General features: G+C 72.1%; 21 protein-coding genes. 14 read left to right on the top strand and 7 right to left on the bottom strand.

Annotation, left to right across the window (positions count from 1 at the left end; all coding sequences use genetic code 11):
• Positions 1–56 precede the first annotated feature (56 nt).
• Positions 57–1385, top strand: coding sequence for a hypothetical protein (locus EUA06_RS22465; RefSeq protein ID WP_165354373.1), 1329 nt, complete (start codon positions 57–59; stop codon positions 1383–1385).
• Positions 1386–1435: 50 nt separating this feature from the next.
• The gene (locus tag EUA06_RS12375; RefSeq protein WP_129476030.1) at positions 1436–2755 is read left to right on the top strand and encodes a hypothetical protein; all 1320 of its coding nucleotides are present in this window, start codon (positions 1436–1438) and stop codon (positions 2753–2755) included.
• A 1-nt stretch (position 2756) separates the two neighbouring features.
• Here the strand turns inward: EUA06_RS12375 and EUA06_RS12370 are convergent, their stop codons facing one another.
• The gene (locus tag EUA06_RS12370) at positions 2757–3467 is read right to left on the bottom strand and encodes a hypothetical protein (RefSeq protein ID WP_129476027.1); all 711 of its coding nucleotides are present in this window, start codon (positions 3465–3467) and stop codon (positions 2757–2759) included.
• Positions 3468–3550: 83 nt separating this feature from the next.
• Here EUA06_RS12370 and EUA06_RS22740 point away from each other — a divergent pair, with 83 nt between their 5' ends.
• The 8 genes from EUA06_RS22740 to EUA06_RS12330 are packed head-to-tail and all read left to right on the top strand — an operon-like array spanning position 3551 to position 12374.
• Positions 3551–4837, top strand: coding sequence for a hypothetical protein (locus EUA06_RS22740; protein ID WP_207208333.1), 1287 nt, complete (start codon positions 3551–3553; stop codon positions 4835–4837).
• 36 nt (positions 4838–4873) lie between these two features.
• The gene (locus tag EUA06_RS12360) at positions 4874–5725 is read left to right on the top strand and encodes a class I SAM-dependent methyltransferase (RefSeq protein WP_129476024.1); all 852 of its coding nucleotides are present in this window, start codon (positions 4874–4876) and stop codon (positions 5723–5725) included.
• A gap of 26 nt (positions 5726–5751) precedes the next feature.
• Complete coding sequence (locus EUA06_RS12355; protein ID WP_129476021.1) at positions 5752–7188, top strand: calcium-binding protein; 1437 nt, start codon at positions 5752–5754, stop codon at positions 7186–7188.
• A complete protein-coding gene (locus EUA06_RS12350) occupies positions 7185–8597 on the top strand; it encodes a calcium-binding protein (RefSeq protein ID WP_129476019.1) in 1413 nt (470 codons plus the stop codon). The genes EUA06_RS12355 and EUA06_RS12350 overlap by 4 nt, the downstream gene beginning before the upstream one ends.
• 36 nt (positions 8598–8633) lie before the next feature.
• A complete protein-coding gene (locus EUA06_RS12345) occupies positions 8634–9764 on the top strand; it encodes a sensor histidine kinase (RefSeq protein WP_129476017.1) in 1131 nt (376 codons plus the stop codon).
• Positions 9761–10474, top strand: a complete 714-nt coding sequence (locus EUA06_RS12340) for a LytR/AlgR family response regulator transcription factor (RefSeq protein ID WP_129476015.1) — start codon at positions 9761–9763, stop codon at positions 10472–10474. Before EUA06_RS12345 ends, EUA06_RS12340 begins: the two co-directional genes overlap by 4 nt.
• Positions 10471–10863: a hypothetical protein gene (locus EUA06_RS12335; protein WP_129476012.1), complete on the top strand. Its 393-nt coding sequence runs from the start codon at positions 10471–10473 to the stop codon at positions 10861–10863. Before EUA06_RS12340 ends, EUA06_RS12335 begins: the two co-directional genes overlap by 4 nt.
• A complete protein-coding gene (locus EUA06_RS12330) occupies positions 10860–12374 on the top strand; it encodes a sodium/solute symporter (protein ID WP_129476009.1) in 1515 nt (504 codons plus the stop codon). The genes EUA06_RS12335 and EUA06_RS12330 overlap by 4 nt, the downstream gene beginning before the upstream one ends.
• A 63-nt stretch (positions 12375–12437) precedes the next feature.
• On the opposite strand, the gene EUA06_RS12325 is transcribed toward EUA06_RS12330, so the two are convergent.
• Positions 12438–13091 carry a VOC family protein gene (locus EUA06_RS12325; protein WP_129476007.1) on the bottom strand — a complete coding sequence of 218 codons (654 nt, stop codon included), beginning with the start codon at positions 13089–13091 and terminating at the stop codon, positions 12438–12440.
• Positions 13092–13195: 104 nt separating this feature from the next.
• Here EUA06_RS12325 and EUA06_RS12320 point away from each other — a divergent pair, with 104 nt between their 5' ends.
• The 3 genes from EUA06_RS12320 (at position 13196) to EUA06_RS12310 (ending at position 16208) form a co-directional block, all read left to right on the top strand.
• The gene (locus tag EUA06_RS12320) at positions 13196–13471 is read left to right on the top strand and encodes a Fe-S cluster assembly protein HesB (protein WP_129476005.1); all 276 of its coding nucleotides are present in this window, start codon (positions 13196–13198) and stop codon (positions 13469–13471) included.
• A 79-nt stretch (positions 13472–13550) separates the two neighbouring features.
• Positions 13551–14723: an MFS transporter gene (locus EUA06_RS12315; protein WP_207208332.1), complete on the top strand. Its 1173-nt coding sequence runs from the start codon at positions 13551–13553 to the stop codon at positions 14721–14723.
• A gap of 27 nt (positions 14724–14750) precedes the next feature.
• Positions 14751–16208, top strand: a complete 1458-nt coding sequence (locus tag EUA06_RS12310; protein ID WP_242498118.1) for a phospholipase D family protein — start codon at positions 14751–14753, stop codon at positions 16206–16208.
• 2 nt (positions 16209–16210) lie between these two features.
• Here the strand turns inward: EUA06_RS12310 and EUA06_RS12305 are convergent, their stop codons facing one another.
• From EUA06_RS12305 to EUA06_RS23030, 3 genes are read right to left on the bottom strand one after another with little or no spacing between them, the layout of a single operon-like run.
• Positions 16211–17260: an S-adenosylmethionine:tRNA ribosyltransferase-isomerase gene (locus EUA06_RS12305; protein WP_129475999.1), complete on the bottom strand. Its 1050-nt coding sequence runs from the start codon at positions 17258–17260 to the stop codon at positions 16211–16213.
• Positions 17257–17472: a Rossmann-fold NAD(P)-binding domain-containing protein gene (locus EUA06_RS23035; RefSeq protein ID WP_242498117.1), complete on the bottom strand. Its 216-nt coding sequence runs from the start codon at positions 17470–17472 to the stop codon at positions 17257–17259. The genes EUA06_RS12305 and EUA06_RS23035 overlap by 4 nt, the downstream gene beginning before the upstream one ends.
• A 36-nt stretch (positions 17473–17508) precedes the next feature.
• The gene (locus EUA06_RS23030; RefSeq protein WP_242498116.1) at positions 17509–17955 is read right to left on the bottom strand and encodes an SDR family oxidoreductase; all 447 of its coding nucleotides are present in this window, start codon (positions 17953–17955) and stop codon (positions 17509–17511) included.
• 49 nt (positions 17956–18004) lie between these two features.
• Here EUA06_RS23030 and soxR point away from each other — a divergent pair, with 49 nt between their 5' ends.
• Entirely contained in the window at positions 18005–18475 is a 471-nt protein-coding gene (gene soxR / locus EUA06_RS12295; protein WP_129475997.1) for a redox-sensitive transcriptional activator SoxR, read from the top strand.
• Here soxR and EUA06_RS12290 read toward each other — a convergent pair whose 3' ends face one another.
• A complete protein-coding gene (locus EUA06_RS12290; RefSeq protein ID WP_129475995.1) occupies positions 18476–18871 on the bottom strand; it encodes a VOC family protein in 396 nt (131 codons plus the stop codon). It abuts the gene before it with no gap.
• Positions 18872–19183: 312 nt separating this feature from the next.
• Complete coding sequence (locus EUA06_RS12285; RefSeq protein WP_207208331.1) at positions 19184–20530, bottom strand: NYN domain-containing protein; 1347 nt, start codon at positions 20528–20530, stop codon at positions 19184–19186.
• Positions 20531–20639: the final 109 nt, after the last annotated feature.

Here is a 20639-nt window from a genome sequence, read left to right as displayed (position 1 = left end):
CAGCGGTGTCACACACCCGACGTACGGTGACCACTCATCTATCTCGGGGGAGACACATGTTCCGCACCACTGCCCTGACCGCAGCAGCCCTGCTGGCGCTCGCGACGCTCGCACCGACGACGGCCGAAGCCGCCGGCGAGACGTGCCGCGGCGTGCCCGCCACCCACGTCGGGACACCCGACGCCGGCCTCGTCGGCACCGAGGGACCCGATGTCGTGGTCAGCAACGGCGCCGAGCCGGTGCGGACCCTCGGTGGCGACGACCTCGTCTGCGTCACGGGTGACGTCAACGGCCGCGTCGACACCGGCGAGGGCAACGACGTCGTGGACCGCAGCCAGGACCGCGGCAAGTTCACCACGACCGTCCTCGGCACCGGCAGCGACCAGTTCGTCGGCTCCACCGCGAGCGACGTCGTCTGGGCCGGCACCCGCCCCCGCCGCGACCTCGTCGACCGGGACCGCGACGTCATCGACGGCGGACCGGCGGGTCGGAGGTACGGCGACTACGTCATCAGCGGCGAGCCCGGCCAGCCCAACCCGGACGAGGTGCGCCTCGCAGGCGGCACGCCGGGCGATGGCGGGAGCGCCGGCACGGTCGAGCTCCACGGGGCGCCGACCTCGCAGACGGTCCTCGACGGCACGCGCGGCAGCGAGCTCACCCTCGAGACGACCGACGCCGACCGGGTCAGCATCGACACCGCCGCCGGCACCTTCACCCGCGACGGCGCCACCGGCGCGTTGGCCGGGTTCAGCGACTTCCTCCTGACCAACCGCGGCGAGACGCGCCACATCGACTTCCGCGGCAGCGACGCCGACGAGACGCTCCTGATGGACACCACCCGCAACTCGGCGTACGACGTCCGCATGGGCGGTGGCGACGATGTCATCGCCCTCCAGACCGACCGCATCCACCGGCGGGTCAACGTCTTCGACGGCGGCGGCGGACGCGACCAGCTCGGCATCGCCATGGTGCGCAAGGAGGTGCGCCTCGACCTGGGTCGTGGTCGCCTGCTGGCCGGCAAGCAGCGCAACGCGGTCCCGGCCGACGCGACCCGCTTCGAGGACGCCGAGGTCGTGGCCGGGCTCATCGAGCTGACCGGGACCACCGGCGACAACGACCTCCGGGCCTACTCGTGCCGGACCCGGGTCCGCGCACTCGGCGGGGACGACAGGGTGTCGCCGGTGACCACGCTCAACTACCTGGGCTACTTCTCGTGCAAGGCCCCGCGGACCCACTTCGAGGGCGGCGGCGGGGACGACCTCCTCGTCGGCGACGGCGGCGCCGACGTCCTCCTCGGCGGTCCCGGTCGCGACAGGGCCAACGGCGGCTCCGGCCGCGACGTGTGCTCGGCGGAGCGGACGACGCGGTGCGAGGTCCGTCGCTGAGGCGCCACGCACGACCTACGCTGACCACTCATCGATCTCGGGGGAGACACATGTCCCGCACCACCACCGCCCTGACCACCGCCGCACTCGGCCTGGCGCTCCTCGTGCCGGCGGGAGCGCAGGCCGCGGGAGAGACCTGCCAGGGGCAGCCGGCCACCGTCGTCGGCACGGACAGCCAGGCCCTCGTGGGGACCGAGGGGCCGGACGTCGTCGTGACCAACGGCGCCTCGACCGTCGCAGCGCTCGGCGGCACCGACCTGGTGTGCGTCACCGGTGACGTGATCGGGTCACCGGACACGTCGCGCGTCGTCGTCATCGACACGGGCGCCGGTGACGACTCGGTCGAGGTGTCGGCGGAGCGCTGGTCGACCCGCACCGAGCTCGGAGACGGGGCCGACACCTTCGTCGCGACCAACGACCGCGAGCAGGCGGTCAGCACCGGTCGGTCCGACACCGGCGGCTCCCTTGCCATGCTCGACGCCGAGCCCGACGTCGTACGCGTGACGGGTTCGGCCACCGTCACCACCGGCGAACGCAACCTCGCGAACCCCGACGTCGTCGACATCGCCACCGGCAGCGTGCAGTGGCACGGTCGCCAGAGCTCACCCGGTGCCGTGACGGCGAGCAGCGACGGCTTCCTGCTGCTCGGCTCGTCGAGCGCGGACATCGACCTCGACGCCCGCGCCGGCACGATGGAGTCCGCCGACACCTCGCTCACCTTCAGCGGCTTCACCGGCTTCGAGCTCGCCGCCACGGCGAAGGAGGGGTACGTCTACTTCCGAGGCGGACGACTTCCCGAGCGGTTCACGCTCCGGGCGGACCAGGGGTGGGGCCGCTACGTCGCGATGGGCGGCGGGGACGACGTGTACGAGTCCGACGGGCTGGGGAGCCGCGAGGAGAACCAGGTGCGGGGCAACGGTGGACGCGACCGCATCCTGCTCAACCTCCCGCGTCACGAGGTCACGGCCGACACGAACCGGGCGCGGGTCGTCGCCATCGGACCCGGCGGGGGGAAGAGCATCGGCCAGACCCAGGGTTTCGAGGACCTCACCCTCGGCGCCCGCTACGCCGACGTGCGGGGCGCCCGCGGCAGTGAGGAGATCACCGTGGTGGCGTGCCGGGCGACCGTCAGCTCCCGGAAGGGCCGGGACGTCGTGGCGTTCTCCGACGAGATCGACGACACCTGGGACCCGCCGCGATGTGGCTCGTGGCGAGGCACTGCGTTCGGAGGACACGGCAACGACGTCCTCCTCGGCGGGTCGGGCAACGACCGGCTCACCGGCGGACCAGGGAAGGACCGCGTCGAGGGGCGCGGCGGGCGTGACGTCTGCAGCGGCGAGCAGCGCCGGACCTGCGAGAAGCGGGCCTGAGTCAGCCGCTGCGCGACAGCAGCGAGATCTTCTGCCAGACCTTGCGCGACATGCTGGTCGTCAGGGTCTCGAGGTCGCTCACGGTGGTCAGCACGAGCGCGTCCTGCGACTCCTCCGCGCACAGCGCCGCGACCTTGCCGATGAGGGAGAGCAGCTCGGAGCAGTACTCGAGGTAGTGCTCCATCTGGCTGCGGTCGAGGTTGCCGATGTCGACCGTGGCGTCGGTCGGGACGAAGTCGGACCTCAGCCGCTCGGGGTCCTTGGTGAGCTGGTGCATGTCGACGATGTGCGCGAGTGACCGCAGCTTGTGGAGCAGGCCGAGCAGCCGGCTGCGCACGAGCCGCTGGGGCAGGGCGTAGAGGAACCACAGCGCGAGGCCGGCGAAGACCAGGTCGTTGATGGTCGACTCGATCAGCGGCACCCACTCGAACGACCGGTCCGGCCCGGCTCGTACGGCGTCGCGCGACGCGAGCACGAAGACGAGCACGGTGGCCGCCAGGACGAGCAGCGCGGCGACGCGGGAGGCGAGGCGTACCCACCGCAGTCGGTCACGGACCTCGACGGCCACGTCCCTCACCTGCGTGGTGAGCTCCATGAGCTCACCCGCGACCGCACGCAGCCCACGGTCGGGGAAGCGGGCCGCGATGCGTGCCTCGAGCCGCGTGACCGTCTCCTGCACCGGCCCCGCGTCGAGGCGATCGAGCGTGCTCACGGACCTCAGCGTAGGGCTCGGCAACTTCTCCGACCTGCCGCGCGTCTATGGTCGACCGCACCACACGACACAGGGGGGAACACGTGCGCAGGACCTCGATGCTGCTCTCGACCGCACTGATCGGCGCAGCACTGCTGCAGCCGACCGTCGCGACGGCGCTGGCGCCGTCCTGCCAGGGGAAGGCGGTGACGATCGACGGCACCGGCGCCACCCAGGTGGTGGGCACCGAGGGCGCCGACGTCATCTACTCCAACACCGCCAGCGCGGTGGATGCACTGGGCGGGGACGACCTCATCTGCATCGACGCGGGCTACGGGGACCCGATCGTGAAGGCGGGACCCGGCAACGACGTCGTCGACGCCACGGCGGCCACCGGCATCACGACGTTCCTCGGCGAGGGCGACGACACCTTCACCGGGTCTGGCGCCAAGGACACGGTCGTCGCGGGAGACGGCGAGACCGACGACCGCGGCCGGGACGTCGTCGACACCGGCCCCCGCAGCGAGCTGCAGGACGTCGTCCACTCCGGCCAGCCCGGACAGCCCAACGACGACCGGGTGCGAGCGGGCTACGTCGAGCTCTGGTGGAGCGGCACGTCGACGGGCAGCGCCTCGCTCCTGGGCGGGGTCGACAGCACCCTGCGCCTCCAGCCCGAGACGTCCGGGATGTCGGTCTACGCGGACCGCGGCCTCCTGGCGGTCGCGGGCCAGCCCGGCCAGGACTTCTCCGGCTTCACCCGGTTCTCGGTGGCGGCGACCTCCGACCTGGCGCGCCTCATGTTCCTGGGCGGCGACGCCGACGAGCACCTGGCGGTCACCGGACCGGTGCCGAGCACCCGGCTCGACGTGAACCTCGGGCGCGGTGACGACGAGGTGCAGCTCACCTACTACGGCAACGGACACCCCAGGTCCTCGTTCAGCGGCGGGAAGGGCACGGACCGCTTCGCGCTGGGCATGTACGCGCGGCTCGACCTGGACCTCGACCTCGGACGGGGCCGGCTCGGGGTCGGGCGCGGCGACACGGTCGCCGCGCGAGGATTCGAGGACGCGTCACTCCTCGCACCACGGGTCGACGTCGTCGGCACCTCGGGTCGCAACGAGATCGAGATCGGCCCGTGCCGCGGCACTGTCGAGGGACGCGGCGGCCGCGACACGCTCTCGGCGTACGTCGACACGCCACGTGGGTCCCGCGTCACCTGCCGCGACGGTCGCGGTGTCCGGCTCTCCGGCGGCGCCGGCAACGACCGGCTGTTCGGGGCACGCGGCTCCGACGTCCTCGTCGGCGGCCCCGGCCGCGACCGCGCCGACGGCGACCGCGGCCGCGACACCTGCTCGGCCGAGACCGTCAAGCGGTGCGAGGTACGTCGCTGACGCCTGCGCCACGGCGCCGCTTGTAGCCTGACCCGGATGAGCGACGAACTCCCCGAGACCCCAGCCACCGGCGGCCGTGCGCGGTCCTTCGGCACCGTCGCCGAGGCGTACGACCGGGGCCGGCCGGCGTACCCGGCCGAAGCCGTCACCTGGCTGACCGGCGGCGAGGCCAAGGTGGTCCTCGAGCTCGGCGCTGGGACGGGCAAGCTCACCCGCCAGCTGGTCGACGCGGGTCACGCGGTCTTCGCGACCGACGCCGACGAGGCGATGCTCGAGGTGCTGCACGAGCGCGTGCCCGAGGTCAGCGCCAAGGTCGCGACCGCCGAGGACATCCCGGCCAACGACCGCTCGGTCGACGTGGTGGTCGTGGCGCAGGCGTTCCACTGGTTCGACCACGAGGTCGCGCTGCCCGAGATCGCCCGCATCCTCAAGCCCGGCGGCCACGTCGCGCTCGTGTGGAACAGCCGTGACGAGCGGATCCCGTGGGTGCGCAGGATGGGCGACCTCCTCGGCAGGCAGGACCTCGACACCAGCTCGGCGCAGCACCTGGTGCACAGCGACCTCTTCGGCTTCATGGAGGAGACCTCGTTCAAGCACTGGCAGGAGGTCAACCGCGAGAGCATCCTCGACCTGGCGCGCTCGCGGTCGTCGTACCTCGCGATGGACGAGGCCGGACAGGAGCAGCACCTCGAGGAGGTGCGTGCCTTCTACGCCGACTACGGCCGCGGCATGGACGGCATGCAGATCCCCTACGTCACCCGCTGCTACCGCGCCGTCGTGATCGATCGCGACGAGCAGACAACTTCCGGGGACGACGAGCCGTCACAGGAGGGACCGACCGTGAGCGACGGCGGCGACACCGACATGTTGCTCATCGACTTCCGCTGAACGCACTGCACTTCTCTGGGGGAACCATGCGTCGTAAGACACCACTGACCGCAGCCGCCATGCTGGGCCTGGCCCTGCTCGCGCCCACCACCTCGGCGGGCGCCGCCGGCGAGACCTGCCGCGGTGAGGCGGCCACGATCGTGGGGACCGGGAGCACGCTCACCGGCACCGAGGGCCGCGACGTCATCGTGACCGGTGCCGCCACCGAGGTCGATGCACTGGGTGGCGACGACCTGATCTGCGTCGTGCCGGTCCGGACCAACTTCAACGTGCTCGACGTCGATGCCGGCACCGGCAACGACGTGGTCGACACCGCTGGCGCGTCGCAGAACTACTACGTCGACATCGACCTCGGTCCGGGCGCCGACCTGTTCGAGGGTGGCGCGTCGGACGACACCGTCCTCACGGGCGACGCGGACGGAGTCACGACGGAGGTCGACACGGTGCGCACCGGCACCGGCAATGACGGGGTGACCACCTCGGGCGGCTCGGACGTCGTCGACCTGGGTGTCGGCGACGACAGGCTCGAGCTGCAGGGACTGCGCACGGCTGCCGACGGCCTGCTCGCCGGCGGCGAGGGCCTCGACACCTTCCGGGCCGCGGTCGGCTCCCCCGGCGGTGACGCCTTCGACATGGCCGCCGGCACCTACCGGACCGATGGCGCCCTCGCCCTCTTCTCCTCCTTCGAGGGGCTCGAGCTGCAGGCGCGCAGCGCCTCGATCGACTACTCCGGAACGAACGGACCGGACTACCTCAACGTCCGCTTCCTCGACAGCAGCACATCGACGCTCGTGGCCGACCTCCTCGGCGGGGACGACCGGGCCCAGCTCGACGGGACCGCCCTCGGTGCCGGCAGCCGGATCGACGCCGGCGCCGGGGTCGACGACCTCGTCGCCGCGCGCTCGAAGGGCACCCTCGCCCTCGACCTCGAGGAGGGCGAGCTGGAGGTCGGCGACGACGTCTTCAACGCCGCTGGGGTGGAGGACGCGTTCCTGATGGCGCGTCGCGTCTCCCTGATCGGCGACGAGCAGGACAACACCCTCGTCGCCTTCGGCTGCACGACGTCGATCGTGGGCGGCCGCGGGGACGACGAGCTGATCTTCGACCCCGACTACGTCTTCGAGACCTACTCCTACTCGTGCTCGAGGTCCTCGGTCATGCGCGGCGGAGCGGGCGCCGACTCGTTCTACGGCAGCCCGGGCCCCGACCGCCTCCTCGGCGGTGGTGGTGACGACATCCTGCGCGGCGATCCGGGCGCCGACCGGATCGTCGGTGGAGCAGGGGCCGACCGGGTCGAGGCCGGGACGGGTGACGACGTCGTCCGCGGCGGCAGCGGGGCGGACAAGCTCCTCGGTGAGGAGGGCCGCGACATCCTGCGCGGCGAGGGCGGCCGCGACCTGGCTGACGGCAGCGCCGGTCGCGACTCCTGTGTCGCCGAGCGCGAGCGGAAGTGCGAGCGATGAGCACACGACGTACGACGCTGGGGGCCGCTGCGGCGCTCGGCCTCACCCTGCTGGCACCGACCTCGGTCGCGACCGCGGCGGGCGAGACCTGCCGCGGTGAGGCCGCCACGATCGTGGGCGAGCGCACCAAGGTGATCGCCGGGACCGAGGGTCGCGACGTCGTGGTCACCAACGGCAGCTCCAAGGTCGACACCTTCGGCGGCGACGACCTGGTGTGTGTCACCGGACGCGACGGCCGCTCGGGGACGACGTACGGCATCAGCATCGACACCGGTGCGGGCAACGACGTGGTCGACGGCACCGCGGCCCGCTCGTGGGGCGTCGACCTGCGCCTCGGCGAGGGCGCGGACAGGTTCGAGGGGGGTGCGTCCGACGACCAGGTGCTCGCCGGCGCCATCACCTTCGTGAACGGCGAGGTGGTCTACGTCGACGGCGACACCGACGTGCTCATCGGTGGAGGCGGCGACGACTCCCTCCGCAGCGGCCAGGACGGGGCGGCCAACGGCGACCTCCTGCTCGGCGATGGCGGCGACGACTCGCTCAGCTTCACCGGCGTACGTGCGGAAGGCTCGCTCATCGACGGCGGTGCCGGCTCGGACAGCCTCGGGCTGGCCCTGTCTGCGGGCGCACACGTCCTCGACAACGTGGGCGGAGCGCTGCAGCGGGACGGCGCGCTCATGCGTACCTGGACGCAGGTCGAGAGGTTCTACGTCTCGGCCGTCGCCGGTGCGACCCTCGACGTGCGGGGTAGCGACGAGGCAGAGACGGTCTGGCTGTCCGATCCGGTTCCCGTCGTCGCCGCCCTGGGCGGTGGTGACGACACCTTCGCCGTGCCCGCAGTGCTCCCGGCCGGAAGCAGTCTCGCCGGCGGTGACGGTCGCGACCGGTTCGACTTCGGGATCGAGGACGGCTCCGTCGAGTGGGACCTCCGCAGCGGCACCGTCCGCAGCGGCGACACCACGTTCTCCGCCGCCGGCTTCGAGGACGGTTTCGTCTCCGCGCCACGCACCAGGCTGGTTGGCACCGGCGGCCCCAACGACCTGTCCGCCAACAGCTGTGACGCTCGCATCGATGCGCGAAACGGCCCCGACTCGGTCTCGATCCACTCGGACGGCACCTTCGAGGAGTTCGACACCTGCACCGGGTCGACGGTCCTCGTCGGTGGCCGCGGACACGACCGGATCAGCAGCCGTGCGGGCTCGGAGGACCGGATGGTCGGCGGCCGCGGCAACGACATGTTCTACGCCGTCGGTGGTGACGACGCCGTATTCGGCGGACCGGGCCGCGACGCCGCCGAGCTGGGACCGGGCAACGACAGGTTCTTCGGCGGCCCGGGTCGCGACACGGTCGACGGCGAGCAGGGTCGCGACTCGTGCCGCGCCGAGCGTCGTACCTCCTGCGAGCGCTGAGCCACCGGACGCCGGCCAGCGCCTAGGGTCAGTGCCGTGGCGAGGTGGCGGTGGCGGCGTACGTACCTGGGCGGCGAGGCCGACCGCGCCGCCTTCCGCGCCCTGCACAACGCCTCGCTGGCGAGTCCGGCACTCCGCGAGGGACTGACGTCGGCGAGCGCCGAACGGTCCGTCGGCCACCTGCGTGCCCTCCTCGGCACCCCGGCCGCCGGGCTCGGTGACACCAGCGGGCTGCTGGCGTGGGACGGCCTCGGCGCCCACCACCGCAGCCAGCTCGCGGGCACGATCAGCCAGGTCGCGGAGACCGGTCGCACGATGATCGTCGACGAGCGGACCCTGGTCTGCGACGACGGCGGCTGCCAGGTGACGCAGGCGATCGTCAGCCCGCTGGTCGTCGAGGACACCCTCGTCGGCGCGCTGGTCGTCGGCGCGCCGCACACCACCGGCGGGCTCGTCCGCGCAGCCGACGAGGTCGCCTCGTGGGTCAGCGGACAGCTCGAGCTCGCCGAGCTCGACCTCTCGCGCAACCGGCTGATGGAGGCCGAGGTGCGTGCCCTGCGCGCGCAGATCAGCCCCCACTTCATCTACAACTCGCTCGGCGCGATCGCCAGCTTCGTGCGTACGGACCCCGACCGCGCGCGCGAGCTGCTGCTCGAGTTCGCCGACTTCACGCGCTACTCCTTCCGCCGCCACGGCGAGTACACGACGCTCGCCGAGGAGCTGCGCTCCGTCGAGCGCTACCTCCTGCTCGAGCAGGCACGTTTCGGCGACCGGCTGCAGGTGACGCTGCAGGTCGCGCCCGAGGTGCTGCCCGTCGCCGTGCCGTTCCTCTGCATCCAGCCGCTCGTCGAGAACGCCGTACGCCACGGGCTCGAGGCCAGCGCCGACAAGGCCGACGGCGTCGGCCGGCTCTCCATCACCGCGCGCGACCTCGACCAGGAGTGCGTGATCGAGGTCGAGGACGACGGCACCGGCGAGGACCCCGAGCGGGTCCGCCAGGCGCTCGCCGGGGACGTGTCGATGGACTCCGTGGGTCTCGGCAACGTCGACGCGAGGCTGCGCAACGCCTACGGCGACGACTACGGTCTGGTGGTCGAGACCGCACCCGGCGCCGGCACCAAGGTCATCGTGCGGGTGCCGAAGTTCGCCCCAGGAGTCCAGGTATGACACACCTCAAGGTGCTGGTCATCGACGACGAGCGCCCCGCCCTCGACGAGCTCACCTTCCTGCTCGGTCGCGACCCGCGCATCGGCGAGGTCCGCGGCACGGACTCCGCGACCGAGGCCCTGCGGGTCCTGCAGGCCGAGGAGGTCGACGCGGTCTTCCTCGACATCCAGATGCCCGGCCTGACCGGGCTCGACCTCGCGCAGGTGCTGTCGCGCTTCAAGAACCCGCCGCCGGTGGTCTTCGTGACCGCCCACGAGGAGCACGCCGTCGCCGCCTTCGAGCTGCGGGCCGTCGACTACGTCCTCAAGCCGGTGCGCGAGGAGCGCCTCGCCGAGGCCGTACGCCGCGTCGTCGAGGCCGGCGGCCCGGCACCGTCCGGTGACGTGCAGATCCCCGTCGAGCGAGGCGGGGTCACCCGCTTCATCAACCGCTCGGAGATCACCCACGTCGAGGCGCAGGGTGACTACGCGCGGCTGCACACGGCCGAGGGCTCCCACCTCGTCCGCACGCCGCTGTCGTCCCTCGCCGAGCAGTGGGCGGCCGCGGGCTTCGTCCGGATCCACCGCTCCGTCCTGGTCGCGCTCCCCCACGTCGAGGAGGTGCGCAGCGAGGGCGGCCGCGTCAGCGTCGTCATCGGCGGGACCGAGCTGCCGGTGAGCCGGCGGCACACCCGCGAGCTGCGGTCGGTGCTGACCCGGCGCGAGCTGTGAGCGACGAGCCGCAGCCCCGCGTCCGGGTGACCGGGCCGCCGCGGCGTCGCGCGGACGTCGTACGCCCTGCAGGTGCGCGTGAGATCGACGCGGAGTCCGCACTGGGCGAGGTCTTCATGCGCTCGCTGCTGCGTGAGCAGCTGGTGCTCGCGCTGCAGGTGATCGCGGCGCTCGGCCTCACGGTCGGGCTGCTACCGCTGGTCTTCCACCTCTTCCCGTCGCTCGGTGACGTCCGCGTCGGGCCGATGCCCGTGGCGTGGCTGCTGCTCGGCGTGCTGACCTACCCGTGGCTGGTGCTGCTCGGGTGGCTCTACATCCGGCGGGCCGAGAGCAACGAGCGCGACTTCGCCGACCTCGTGGGATCCGTGCTGCCGGAGGACGACCGGTGAACACCGGCATCCTCCCCGGCGTCGTCGCCGTGGTGCTGGTGTCGATCGCGACCCTGGCGATCGGCACCTTCGGGCTGCGGATCTCGCGCACCACGAGCGACTTCCTCGTCGCCTCGCGGACCGTCCGGCCACGGCTCAACGCCAGCGCGATCGGTGGCGAGTACCTCTCCGCCGCGTCCTTCCTCGGCGTCGCCGGACTGCTGCTGACGTTCGGCGCGGAGATGCTCTGGTACCCCGTCGGCTGGACCGCGGGCTACCTCGTCCTCCTGGTGCTCGTCGCCGCGCCGCTGCGGCGATCGGGGGCCTACACCCTGCCCGACTTCGCCGAGGCGCGACTGGGCTCGCGCGGCGTGCGCAAGCTCTGCTCGGTGCTGGTCGTCGGGATCGGCTGGCTCTACCTGCTGCCGCAGTTCCAGGGCGCGGGCGTCACCCTGCGCGCCACGATCGACGCGCCGCAGTGGGCGGGATCGCTCGTCGTCGCGCTGGTCGTGCTGGCATCGGTGAGCCCCGGCGGGATGCGGTCGATCACCTTCGTCCAGGCCTTCCAGTACTGGCTGAAGCTCACCGCGCTCCTCATCCCGGTCTTCGTCCTGCTCGCGGTCTGGATGGCCGACGGCGCGGCCGACCCGGCCTCCGCGGCGCCGGCGTCATGGTCGATCCCGCTCGCCACCCCGGGCGGCGGCATCGGGCTCTACACGACGTACTCCCTCATCATCGCGACGTTCCTCGGCACGATGGGCCTGCCGCACGTGGTCGTGCGGTTCTACACCAACCCCGACGGCCGGGCCGCGCGCCGCACGACGCTCGCGGTGCTCGGCCTGCTCGGCATCTTCTACGTCCTGCCGCCGGTGTACGGCGCCCTCGGCCGCATCTACGCACCCGACCTGGTCGCCAGCGGGTCGGACACCCTCGTGCTCGAGCTGCCGTCGCTGATGGTGGGCGGGGTGCTGGGCGAGGTGCTCACCGGGCTGGTCACTGCCGGTGCCTTCGCCGCCTTCCTGTCGACGTCTTCCGGGCTGACGATCGCCGTCGCCGGCGTGCTCTCGCAGGACGTGACCGGGCGGCGGTGGGGGACGCACCGGCTCGGCGGGGTCGCCGCCTTCCGGGTCGCGGCGGTCATCGCCGTCGTCGTACCCCTGCTCATGTCACTCCCTGCGCAGGACGTCGCGGTCGCGCGCACCGTCGGCCTGGCCTTCGCGGTGACCGCCTCGACCTTCGCGCCCCTGCTGATGCTGGGCATCTGGTGGCGCGGCCTCACCCCGACCGGAGCCGTCGCCGGGCTCCTGGTCGGCGGGCTCGGCTCGGGCGCCGCGGTCGCCTGGACGCTGGGTACGTCGCCGTCCTCCGGCTGGGCCGCGGCCCTGCTCGGCCAACCCGCCGCCTGGTCGGTGCCCGCCTCGATCCTCACCATGGTCGTCGTCTCGCGGCTCACCGCCGCCACGGTCCCCGCCCACGCCGGCCGCTTCATGGTCCGCCTCCACACGCCCGAGGCCGTCGACCTCCAGCGCTAGGCCGCTCGTTGGTCGAGTAGCCGAGCGAGGAACGAGCGAGGCGTAGCGAGACCTCAGCCCCGGTCAGGCCCGCACCCAGAACTCGTTCCCGTCCGGGTCCGCCATCTCGACCCGGCCCCCGGACCGCGAGACCTCCGACGCCCCGAGCCCCACCAGCCGCTCGACCTCCACGTCGAGATCCCCGGAGGCCGCGAGCACGAAGTGCATCCGGTTCCGCCCGTGCTTCTCGTTGAGCGGCGGCCCGCCCCACGCGACCAGCATCGTGCCCTCGGGCGAGCGGATCGCGGTCTCGCCGTCCTCGTCGTGGACGAGCGGCCAGTCGAGCGCCGCTGCCCAGAACACCCCCACCTCGCGCGTACCGTCCGCAGCCAGCTCGCCGAGGAACCCCGTCCCGGCCAGCCAGTTGTTGGTCGACTCGATGATGCAGAACTCGTTGCCCTCCGGGTCGGCGAGCACGACGTGGTCCTCGTCGGGCCGCTGACCGACGTCGAGGTGCGTCGCCCCGAGCGACAGCGCGCGCTCGACGTTCGCCTCCTGCGTCGCGGTGTAGCTGGTGAGGTGGAAGTGGATCTGGTTGAGCCCGACGCGGGGCAGGTCCGCCTTCGTGAAGACGAGGGGGATCGGCACCTCGCTGTCGCCGAGCAGGTCGCGCCAGAACAGGGCGAGGGCGTCGGGATCCGAGGCGAGGACGGTCAGCGCGTACAGACGGGCAGCCATCCCGCCAACCTAGGCAGATGCGGGCCCCGGGAGCGAGCGAGTTTGATCGAGCGGCCGATCCCCGCAATGGTGGAGGGGACACATTCGCTACGGAAGGAGAGCCCATGCTTGCTCTCACCGAGAACGTGACCGAGATCGTGAAGCACCTCACCGACGAGGTGCCGGCCGTCGCCGGCATCCGCATCGCGACCGAGCCCGACGGCCAGTCGCTGTCGGTCAGCCCGGCCGACCAGGCCGCGCCGACGGACCAGGTCATCGAGCAGGACGGCGCCACGGTCTACGTGGACGAGTCCGCCACGGCGCTCCTGGACGACAAGGTCCTGGACGGCGGCGTGGACGCCGAGGGCAACATCGAGTTCGCGCTGGGCCAGCAGGCCTGACGCGGAGATGAGTGGAGCCCCGCGCCCGTAGGTAGGGCGTGGGGCTCCTGTCATGTCCGGCCACACCTAGACTCCGGCCGTGACTGCGCGGGGGCCGATCTGGCGGGAGCCGGGCATGGCACCCCTGGCGGCGATGACGTGCGCAGGGTTCTCCGGTTACGCCCTCCTCCTCACCGTCGCCCCGCTCTGGGCGGTCGAGGGAGGGGCCGGCACCGCCGGCTCCGGGCTGGTCAACGGCGTGCTGCTGCTCTTCACCGTCCTCACCCAGCTGCTCGTCCCTCGCTCGCTGGAGCGGTTCGGCTGGGGTCCGGTCCTCGTCGCCGGGCTCGTCCTGATGGGCGTCCCCGGCATCCTGTACGGCCTCAGCGACGGGCTCGCCGCGATCCTCGGCCTCTCCGCCCTGAGGGGCGTCGGCTTCGGGGTGCTGACCGTCACCGGCAGCGCCGCGGTCGCCGCGCTGGTCGATCCGCGGCGCCGCGGCGAGGCGATCGGGGTCTACGGCCTCGCTGTCGCGATCCCCAATCTCGTGCTGCTCCCCGCGGGTCCGTGGATCGCGGAGACCTTCGGCTTCTGGTGGGTCTTCGGCCTCAACGTCCTGCCGCTCGTCGGCATCCCCGCCGCGCTGAGGCTCGCCTCGACGATCCGGCCGGCTGCCAGGCACGGCGACGCGGTCGCGCCGATCGACGCGGACGTGTCGGTGCTCCGCCTGCTCCTGCGGCCGATCCTGCTGCTGCTCGCCGTCACGCTCGCGGGCGGAGCGGTCATCACGTTCACGCCGCAGGCGGTCGAGAGCCCGTCGGTCGCTGCGGGCGGCCTGTTCCTGATGGGGCTCGCAGCCGCGGTCAGCCGGTGGCGGGCCGGGGTGCTCGCGGACCGGCACGGCGCCCAGCGCTTCGTCGTACCCATGGTCGCGCTCACGGGGGTCGCCATGGCCGGGGTGGCGTGGGGGGTGGCGAGCACCGACAACGGCGCCCTCTTCCTCGCCTCGATGCTGGTGCTCGGCCTCTGCTACGGCGGGCTTCAGAACCTCACGCTCCTGATCTCGTTCGCCGCCGTGTCGTCGCGGCACCACAACCGTGCGAGCGCCTGGTGGAACATCGGCTTCGATGCCGGTACGGCGCTGGGTTCGGTGGCGGTCGGCGTGATCGCCGAGCTCACGTCGTTCACCACAGCCTTCCTGATCTGCGGCGCGATCGCCGCGGCGACGCTGCCGCTCGCCCTGCGCCGGACGAAGGCCCACCCGGTCGACTGATCGGGCCGCGTCGGGGAAGGTGTGGGAGTGAGCGAGTGGTTCCTCCCGGAGTCGGAGCGTCCGTGGACGTCGGGCAACCTGGTCGTGCCGCGCATCCACGGCGCGGCCTACTTCGCGCGCCTCGTCGAGCTCATCGAGGCCACCGGAGCCGACGACCGGGTCTTCTTCACCGACTGGCGCGGCGATGCCGACGAGAGGCTGACCGAGGACGGACCCACGGTGGCCGAGCTGCTGCGGGACGCCGCCGGTCGCGACGTCGAGGTGCGCGCCCTCATGTGGCGCTCGCACCCCGGTCAGCTCAACGGCGAGGAGAACGGCCACCTCGGCCGGATCATCAACGAGTGCGGCGGCGAGGCGCTGCTCGACGAGCGGGTCAAGTGGGGCGGCTCGCACCACCAGAAGCTGTTCGTCGTCCGCCACCAGGGGCGGCCAGAGGACGACGTGGCCTTCGTCGGCGGGATCGACCTCTGCTACAGCCGGCGCGACGACGCGGAGCACGGCGGTGACCCGCAGGCGGCACCGCTCGACGACCGGTACGGCGACGCGCCGCCGTGGCACGACGCGATGGCGGAGATCCGCGGGCCGGCCGTCGCGCACGTGCTCGACACCTTCACCGAGCGGTGGGACGACGCCACTCCCCTCGACCACCGCAACCCCTACCGCGCGGTCGCGCACCGCATCGCCCGGATGCCGCGCCGGCCCGAGCAGCTGCCCGAGCGCTGGGACCCGCCGCCGGAGGCCGGTCGCCACCAGGTCCAGGTCCTGCGCACCTATCCCTGGAAGCGTCCGCACTACCCCTTCGCGCCGGACGGCGAGCGGTCGATCGCGCGGGCCTACACCCGGGCGTTCGCGAAGGCGCGTCGGATGATCTACGTCGAGGACCAGTACTTCTGGTCCGACGTCGTCGCGGGCACCCTCGCCGAGGCGCTGCGGCGCGAGCCCGACCTGCAGGTGATCGCGGTCGTCCCGCGCTGGTCCGAGAACGAGAGCCGGTTCGGCGGCCCACCCGCGCACTACGGCCAGCGGGTCGCCCACGACCTCCTGCGCGACGCGGGCGGCGAGCGGTTCAGCATGTTCGACCTGGAGAACGCTGCAGGGACGCCGATCTACGTCCACGCCAAGGTCTGCATCGTCGACGACGAGTGGATGACCATCGGCTCCGACAACCTCAACCTCCGCTCGTGGACCCACGACTCCGAGCTCACCTGCGCGGTGGTCGATCCCGACGGCGAGCTGCCGCGCCGGGTGCGTACGACGCTGTGGGCCGAGCACCTCGGCCTGCCCGAGGACGACCCACGGCTGGCCGACCTCGGCGACCCGACGGCCCTCTGGAACGAGCGGGTCGGCGCGCCCGGGAGCCGCGTCCGCGTGCACGAGCCGGTGCGGCTCCCGGCCCGCACGGCTCGGTGGGCCGGGCCGGTCTACCGCCGCTTCTACGACCCCGACGGCCGACCGAAGCGGCTGCGCGGGACCAGCGACTTCTGAGCTCAGCGCCGCATCAGCAGCGCCGAGTCGCCGAACTCGTGCCAGAGGTAGCCCTCGGCCACCGCAGCGTCGTACGCCGCCTGTGTCAGGCGCTGGCCCGCGACCGCCTCGACGAGGAGCAGGTGTGACGCCATCGGGTCGTGCCAGCCGGTGACCAGTCCGTCGACGACCTGCGGCGGGGCCTCCGGGGTGATGACCCGGTCGGTCCAGCCGCGGTGCGCGACGACGTGTCTTCCGTTGACGGCCGACTCGACGGCCCGCGTCGCGGTCGTGCCGACCGCGATGACCCGTCCACCGTTGGCGCGGGCGCCGTTGATGATGCGTGCGCTCGTCGGCGGGACCTCGAACCACTCCGGTCCCGGCGCCTCGCCCGCCTCCTGCGAGGAGACGCCGGTGTGCAGCGTGACGGGTGCGAGCTGCACTCCCGCGGTCACCAGCCGGGTGACGAGGGCGTCGGTGAACGGTCGCCCGGCCGACGCCATCTCGGCGCTGCCGGGGTGCCGGCCGAAGACGGTCTGGTAGCTCGCCAGCGGGTAGCGGCGGTCGAGGTAGCCGTAGGCGATCGGCCGGCCGTTCCAGTCGAGCTGGCGGTCGAGGTCGCCACGCACCGTCGCACGCCAGAGCCGGTTGCCGACACCTGTCGGCGACGAGGCCGCTCCCGGCCAGGGCTCGCGCAGCGTGAGTCGGACGTCGCCGACCGTGATCTCGTCACCCGGCCGGCGGTCGAGGATCGCGCGTCCGGCATCGGGCGCGGTGCGGAGCTCGACCACGCGGTCGCCGTCGTCGAGGTGGTGGGCGACGTGCAGCACGACGGGCCGGTTGTCGAGCTCGGCGTCGACCTCGGCGGCGATCGTGGCGGAGGTGTTCACGACCAGAACGTCGCCGGCAGCGAGGTGGTCGGGCAGGTCGCGGAACCGCTCGTGCGACAACCCGTCCGGCGTCCCCACGAGCAGGCGGACCTCGTCGCGGGCGAGCCCGCGCTCCTCCGCCGGCTGCGGCGCGAAGGCCGAGGCCGCGAAGTGGGTGTGCGGGGTCTCGGTGAGCTGGGTCATCGGACGTCACCCCCGAGATCAGCAGCCTGGTAGCGACCGGACTCGGGCCTCGCCTCGAGCAGCGCGAGCAGGTGCGGGACGACCGTCTCGGGCAGCGGGCGGTCGGAGATGTCCTCGCCGGGGAACGCGTCCTGGTGCATCGCGGTGCGCATGTCGCCGGGGTCGACGGCGTACGCCGTCAGGCCGGTCTCGGCGGCAAAGGTGAGGGTCACGTGGTCGAGCGCCGCCTTGCTCGCGCCGTAGAGCCCTCACGTCTCGTAGTGGTTGACCGCGGCGTCGGAGCTGATCGAGAGCAGTACGCCGTCCGCCTCGCGCAGCCACGGCAGCAGCGTGCTCGTGAGGACCAGCGGTCCGCCGATGTTGGTGCGCCACACCTGCTGGAGGTCGGCGATGTCGACGTCCGCCAGCGGCTTCATCGGCAGCGGGCCGAGCGTGCTGGCGTTGTGGACCAGCAGGTCGAGCCGGCCGTGCCGCTCGACCTCGGTCCGCAGGTCTTCTCGGTGGTCGGCGTCCGTGAGGTCGCCGACGATCGTCGTCACGCCCTCGGGGAGGTCAGCCTCCTTGAACGTCGAAGCGTTGCGGCCGTCGGTGATCACCCGCCAGCCGTCTTCCGCGAGTGCGGTTGTCAGGGCCAGGCCCAGCCCGGCCGATCCTCCGGTGACGAGTGCCACCCGTTCTGTCGTCTTCGTGTCCATGCGACTATCGTTCAAGTTGAAGTGAACTTGAGTTCAAGGGGAATCTCAGATGGATTCGAAAGACCTGCTGCCGATGGGCGAGATCTCCAGTCGCAGCGGCTTCGCCGCCTCGGCGATCCGCTACTACGAGGCCGAGGGCCTGATCGAGGCGCACCGCTCGGGTGGCGGGCAGCGGCGGTTCGAGCGCAGCGTCCTGCGCCGGCTCGCCTTCATCCGGGCGGCCTCCAACGTCGGCCTGACGATCGAGGAGATCCGCGACGAGCTCGGCCGGCTGCCCGGCAACCGCACCCCCACCAAGGCCGACTGGCACCGCATCTCCCGGCACTGGGGCGCCCGCCTCGACGACCAGATCGCCGCGCTGCAGCGGCTGAAGGGTGGCCTCGACAGCTGCATCGGCTGCGGCTGCCTCAGCCTCCGCTCCTGCGCCTTCTCCAACGCCGGCGACTGGGCCGCGTCACAGGGCCCCGGCGCCCAGCTGCTCCCCGACAGCCTGCGGAAGCCCCACCCGACGAAGCGCTGATCACCCATCACCCAGCGCGAACAGCGTCAGCTGCATCCCGTCCGGCGCAGCGACCCGCGCGTTCCGATCACCCCAGGGCGTCAGTACGGGGTCCGCCACCGCCGTCGCCCCCGCGTCGACCAGTGACGCGGCCGCCGCATCGGCGTCCGGCACCTGCAGCGCGAACCGGACCTTCGCCGACACCCGCCGCCCGACCTCGAGGTCGTCGACCATCGCAGCCTGCGCCTCGTCGAAGAGCTCGAGCGTCGCCCGGCCCGCGTCGAGCAGCAGCACCCGCCCCTGGTCGCTGCTCCAGTCCGCCACCTCGGGCAGACCGAGCGCGTCGCGGTAGAGGCGTACGGCAGCGTCGAAGTCGTCGACGGTCAGCGTGATCCGGAACTCCTGGACGTCGGTCATGCCCCGATCGTCGCGGCTCAGGTGCACCTGAGGTCAAGGCCTGTCAGCGCGACGCTTCCCGGCGACCGGCTTGCCCTTGTAGCCAGAGCTCGACCGCTGTCGTGGAATACGGATCGAGGGCATGCTTCGGTGCCCCTCCGCGCGGCGGAGCGCCCACAGAATGAACACGATCACCGCCGCGATGAGGAGCCACAACACCAGCAGCAACCACTCCAAGACCACGCCTTTCCGGTCGGGGACCTTACTGAAGCGCGGACCACGGGCGGGTGACTGGACCAGACCGGTACCCGACATTGATGAGGTGCGGGCAGGTCAGTCGGAGGCCGGACTCCCGAACCACTCCCGGACGACAACATCGTCGCCCTGCGCGAGCTCGATGTCAGCGGCGGCCGCCCTGGCGAGGAGATTCTCGACGAATGCGTGCGCGATCTCGTTCGCCGTGGGCGGAGGCTGGCGAAAGAGGGGGCACCCGCCGTACGCCGCCCCCTGGACCACCAACGCCGGTGCCTTCCTGTTGATCCGAACCCCATCATCTGCGAGCTGGTCGCGTGCCGCTTTGGTGATCTCGTTCAGGTTGAACTCGTGGGTGCTGACGTAGGCGGCGAGGAACGAGTGGATGCGAGTCCAGCTCGCTGGCGTGAGGGCGGTGAGCTTCAAGTCGGCGGTCACCCTTGCAACGACCTCAGGCACGTTCGCGGGGTGAACGACGGCCGCCTCGGCAGATCCGTTGGACGGCCGCGTGTGCCGCGACTCGTCCCACACGTAGTGGCCCTCGATGCGCATCCGGGGCAGGTCCAGCGCACGGACTGCCCGGAGGAAGCCCCCGCTGCCGAACCAGCGACTGGCGGTCGTCACCGGCCCCAGCTCGTTGCGGAGGCGACCGCCCAGTGACGCGAGGTTGAGCGGCTCGTCCGCATCCTCGTAGAGCTGGGTCATCCGCTCTGCGAACAGCGCACGCGCGTCGTCCTCGGTCAATTCCGTGGGGGCCTTCCCGTCTGACGAGGTCGCCGCCACATCGATCTCGAGGCTTGCTTCCAGGTCGTCGACGCGCGTGTCGATCAGTTCGACCAGATCGTCCCCACCGATCAATCGGTCGGCGACCGCTTGCATCACCACGGCCGAGTCGGACGGCGACATCAGGGTGACCCCCCTGTCCGCTGCCCGCAGGCGCACGAGAAGGGGCGTCATGTCGGAGTCACCGGACGCAATGACGAACTCGTCGTAGTGCGCGTCTGCACCGAGGGCCTCGACCGCGTCGATCACCAGCCGGATGTCTGCACCGTTCTTCGTGTGGGACAGGCGGGGGCAGTCGACCACCTCGAACCCGGCGTCCGTGAAGGCCGAGCGGAACCTGAAGAAGCTGACGCGCGCACCCTCAGTGCGAGGGTCCGGCACCGACCCGGAGGGATTCATGTAGCAGCGGAGCACGAGCCAGCGGCGCGCAACAGCCGACTCGTTGCGCAGCCGGTCGAGCCACTTGGCCGGCGTCTCTGCGAACTGGAAGGCCACGACCGGGTCCAGCTTGAGCAGTCCGCTGAACACGTTGTCGAAGTCCAGGTAGAGCGCGCTCCGAACATCCCCCATGCCACGAAGTGTGCCCGCCGCCAGCGGGCCAGTGGTGGAGAATCCGCGAGATGTGCGTTGGCTGCCAGCGCGCATGAAACCGCATACCGCGGGTACCTGAAGCCGTGAACACGTTCTACGTCCGCTCGTTCGCCCAGGTCCTCGGGATGCTGAGCGCCACCGTCGTCCACGCCGCGGCGAGCGC

Origin of the sequence: Nocardioides glacieisoli (assembly GCF_004137245.1) — a bacterium.
GTDB classification, from domain to species: Bacteria; Actinomycetota; Actinomycetes; order Propionibacteriales; family Nocardioidaceae; genus Nocardioides; species Nocardioides glacieisoli.
This window is presented reverse-complemented; position numbering and strand designations above follow the sequence as displayed.

Coding starts and splice junctions, on each gene's coding strand:
- EUA06_RS12285 (WP_207208331.1), bottom strand. CDS start 20,530: ATGCGCGCTGGCAGCCAACGCACATCTCGCGGATTCTCCACCACTGGC.
- EUA06_RS12340 (WP_129476015.1), top strand. CDS start 9,761: ATGACACACCTCAAGGTGCTGGTCATCGACGACGAGCGCCCCGCCCTC.
- EUA06_RS12320 (WP_129476005.1), top strand. CDS start 13,196: ATGCTTGCTCTCACCGAGAACGTGACCGAGATCGTGAAGCACCTCACC.
- EUA06_RS23030 (WP_242498116.1), bottom strand. CDS start 17,955: ATGGACACGAAGACGACAGAACGGGTGGCACTCGTCACCGGAGGATCG.
- EUA06_RS12355 (WP_129476021.1), top strand. CDS start 5,752: ATGCGTCGTAAGACACCACTGACCGCAGCCGCCATGCTGGGCCTGGCC.
- EUA06_RS12350 (WP_129476019.1), top strand. CDS start 7,185: ATGAGCACACGACGTACGACGCTGGGGGCCGCTGCGGCGCTCGGCCTC.
- EUA06_RS12305 (WP_129475999.1), bottom strand. CDS start 17,260: ATGACCCAGCTCACCGAGACCCCGCACACCCACTTCGCGGCCTCGGCC.
- EUA06_RS12325 (WP_129476007.1), bottom strand. CDS start 13,091: ATGGCTGCCCGTCTGTACGCGCTGACCGTCCTCGCCTCGGATCCCGAC.
- EUA06_RS12290 (WP_129475995.1), bottom strand. CDS start 18,871: ATGACCGACGTCCAGGAGTTCCGGATCACGCTGACCGTCGACGACTTC.
- soxR (WP_129475997.1), top strand. CDS start 18,005: ATGGATTCGAAAGACCTGCTGCCGATGGGCGAGATCTCCAGTCGCAGC.
- EUA06_RS12360 (WP_129476024.1), top strand. CDS start 4,874: ATGAGCGACGAACTCCCCGAGACCCCAGCCACCGGCGGCCGTGCGCGG.
- EUA06_RS12375 (WP_129476030.1), top strand. CDS start 1,436: ATGTCCCGCACCACCACCGCCCTGACCACCGCCGCACTCGGCCTGGCG.
- EUA06_RS22465 (WP_165354373.1), top strand. CDS start 57: ATGTTCCGCACCACTGCCCTGACCGCAGCAGCCCTGCTGGCGCTCGCG.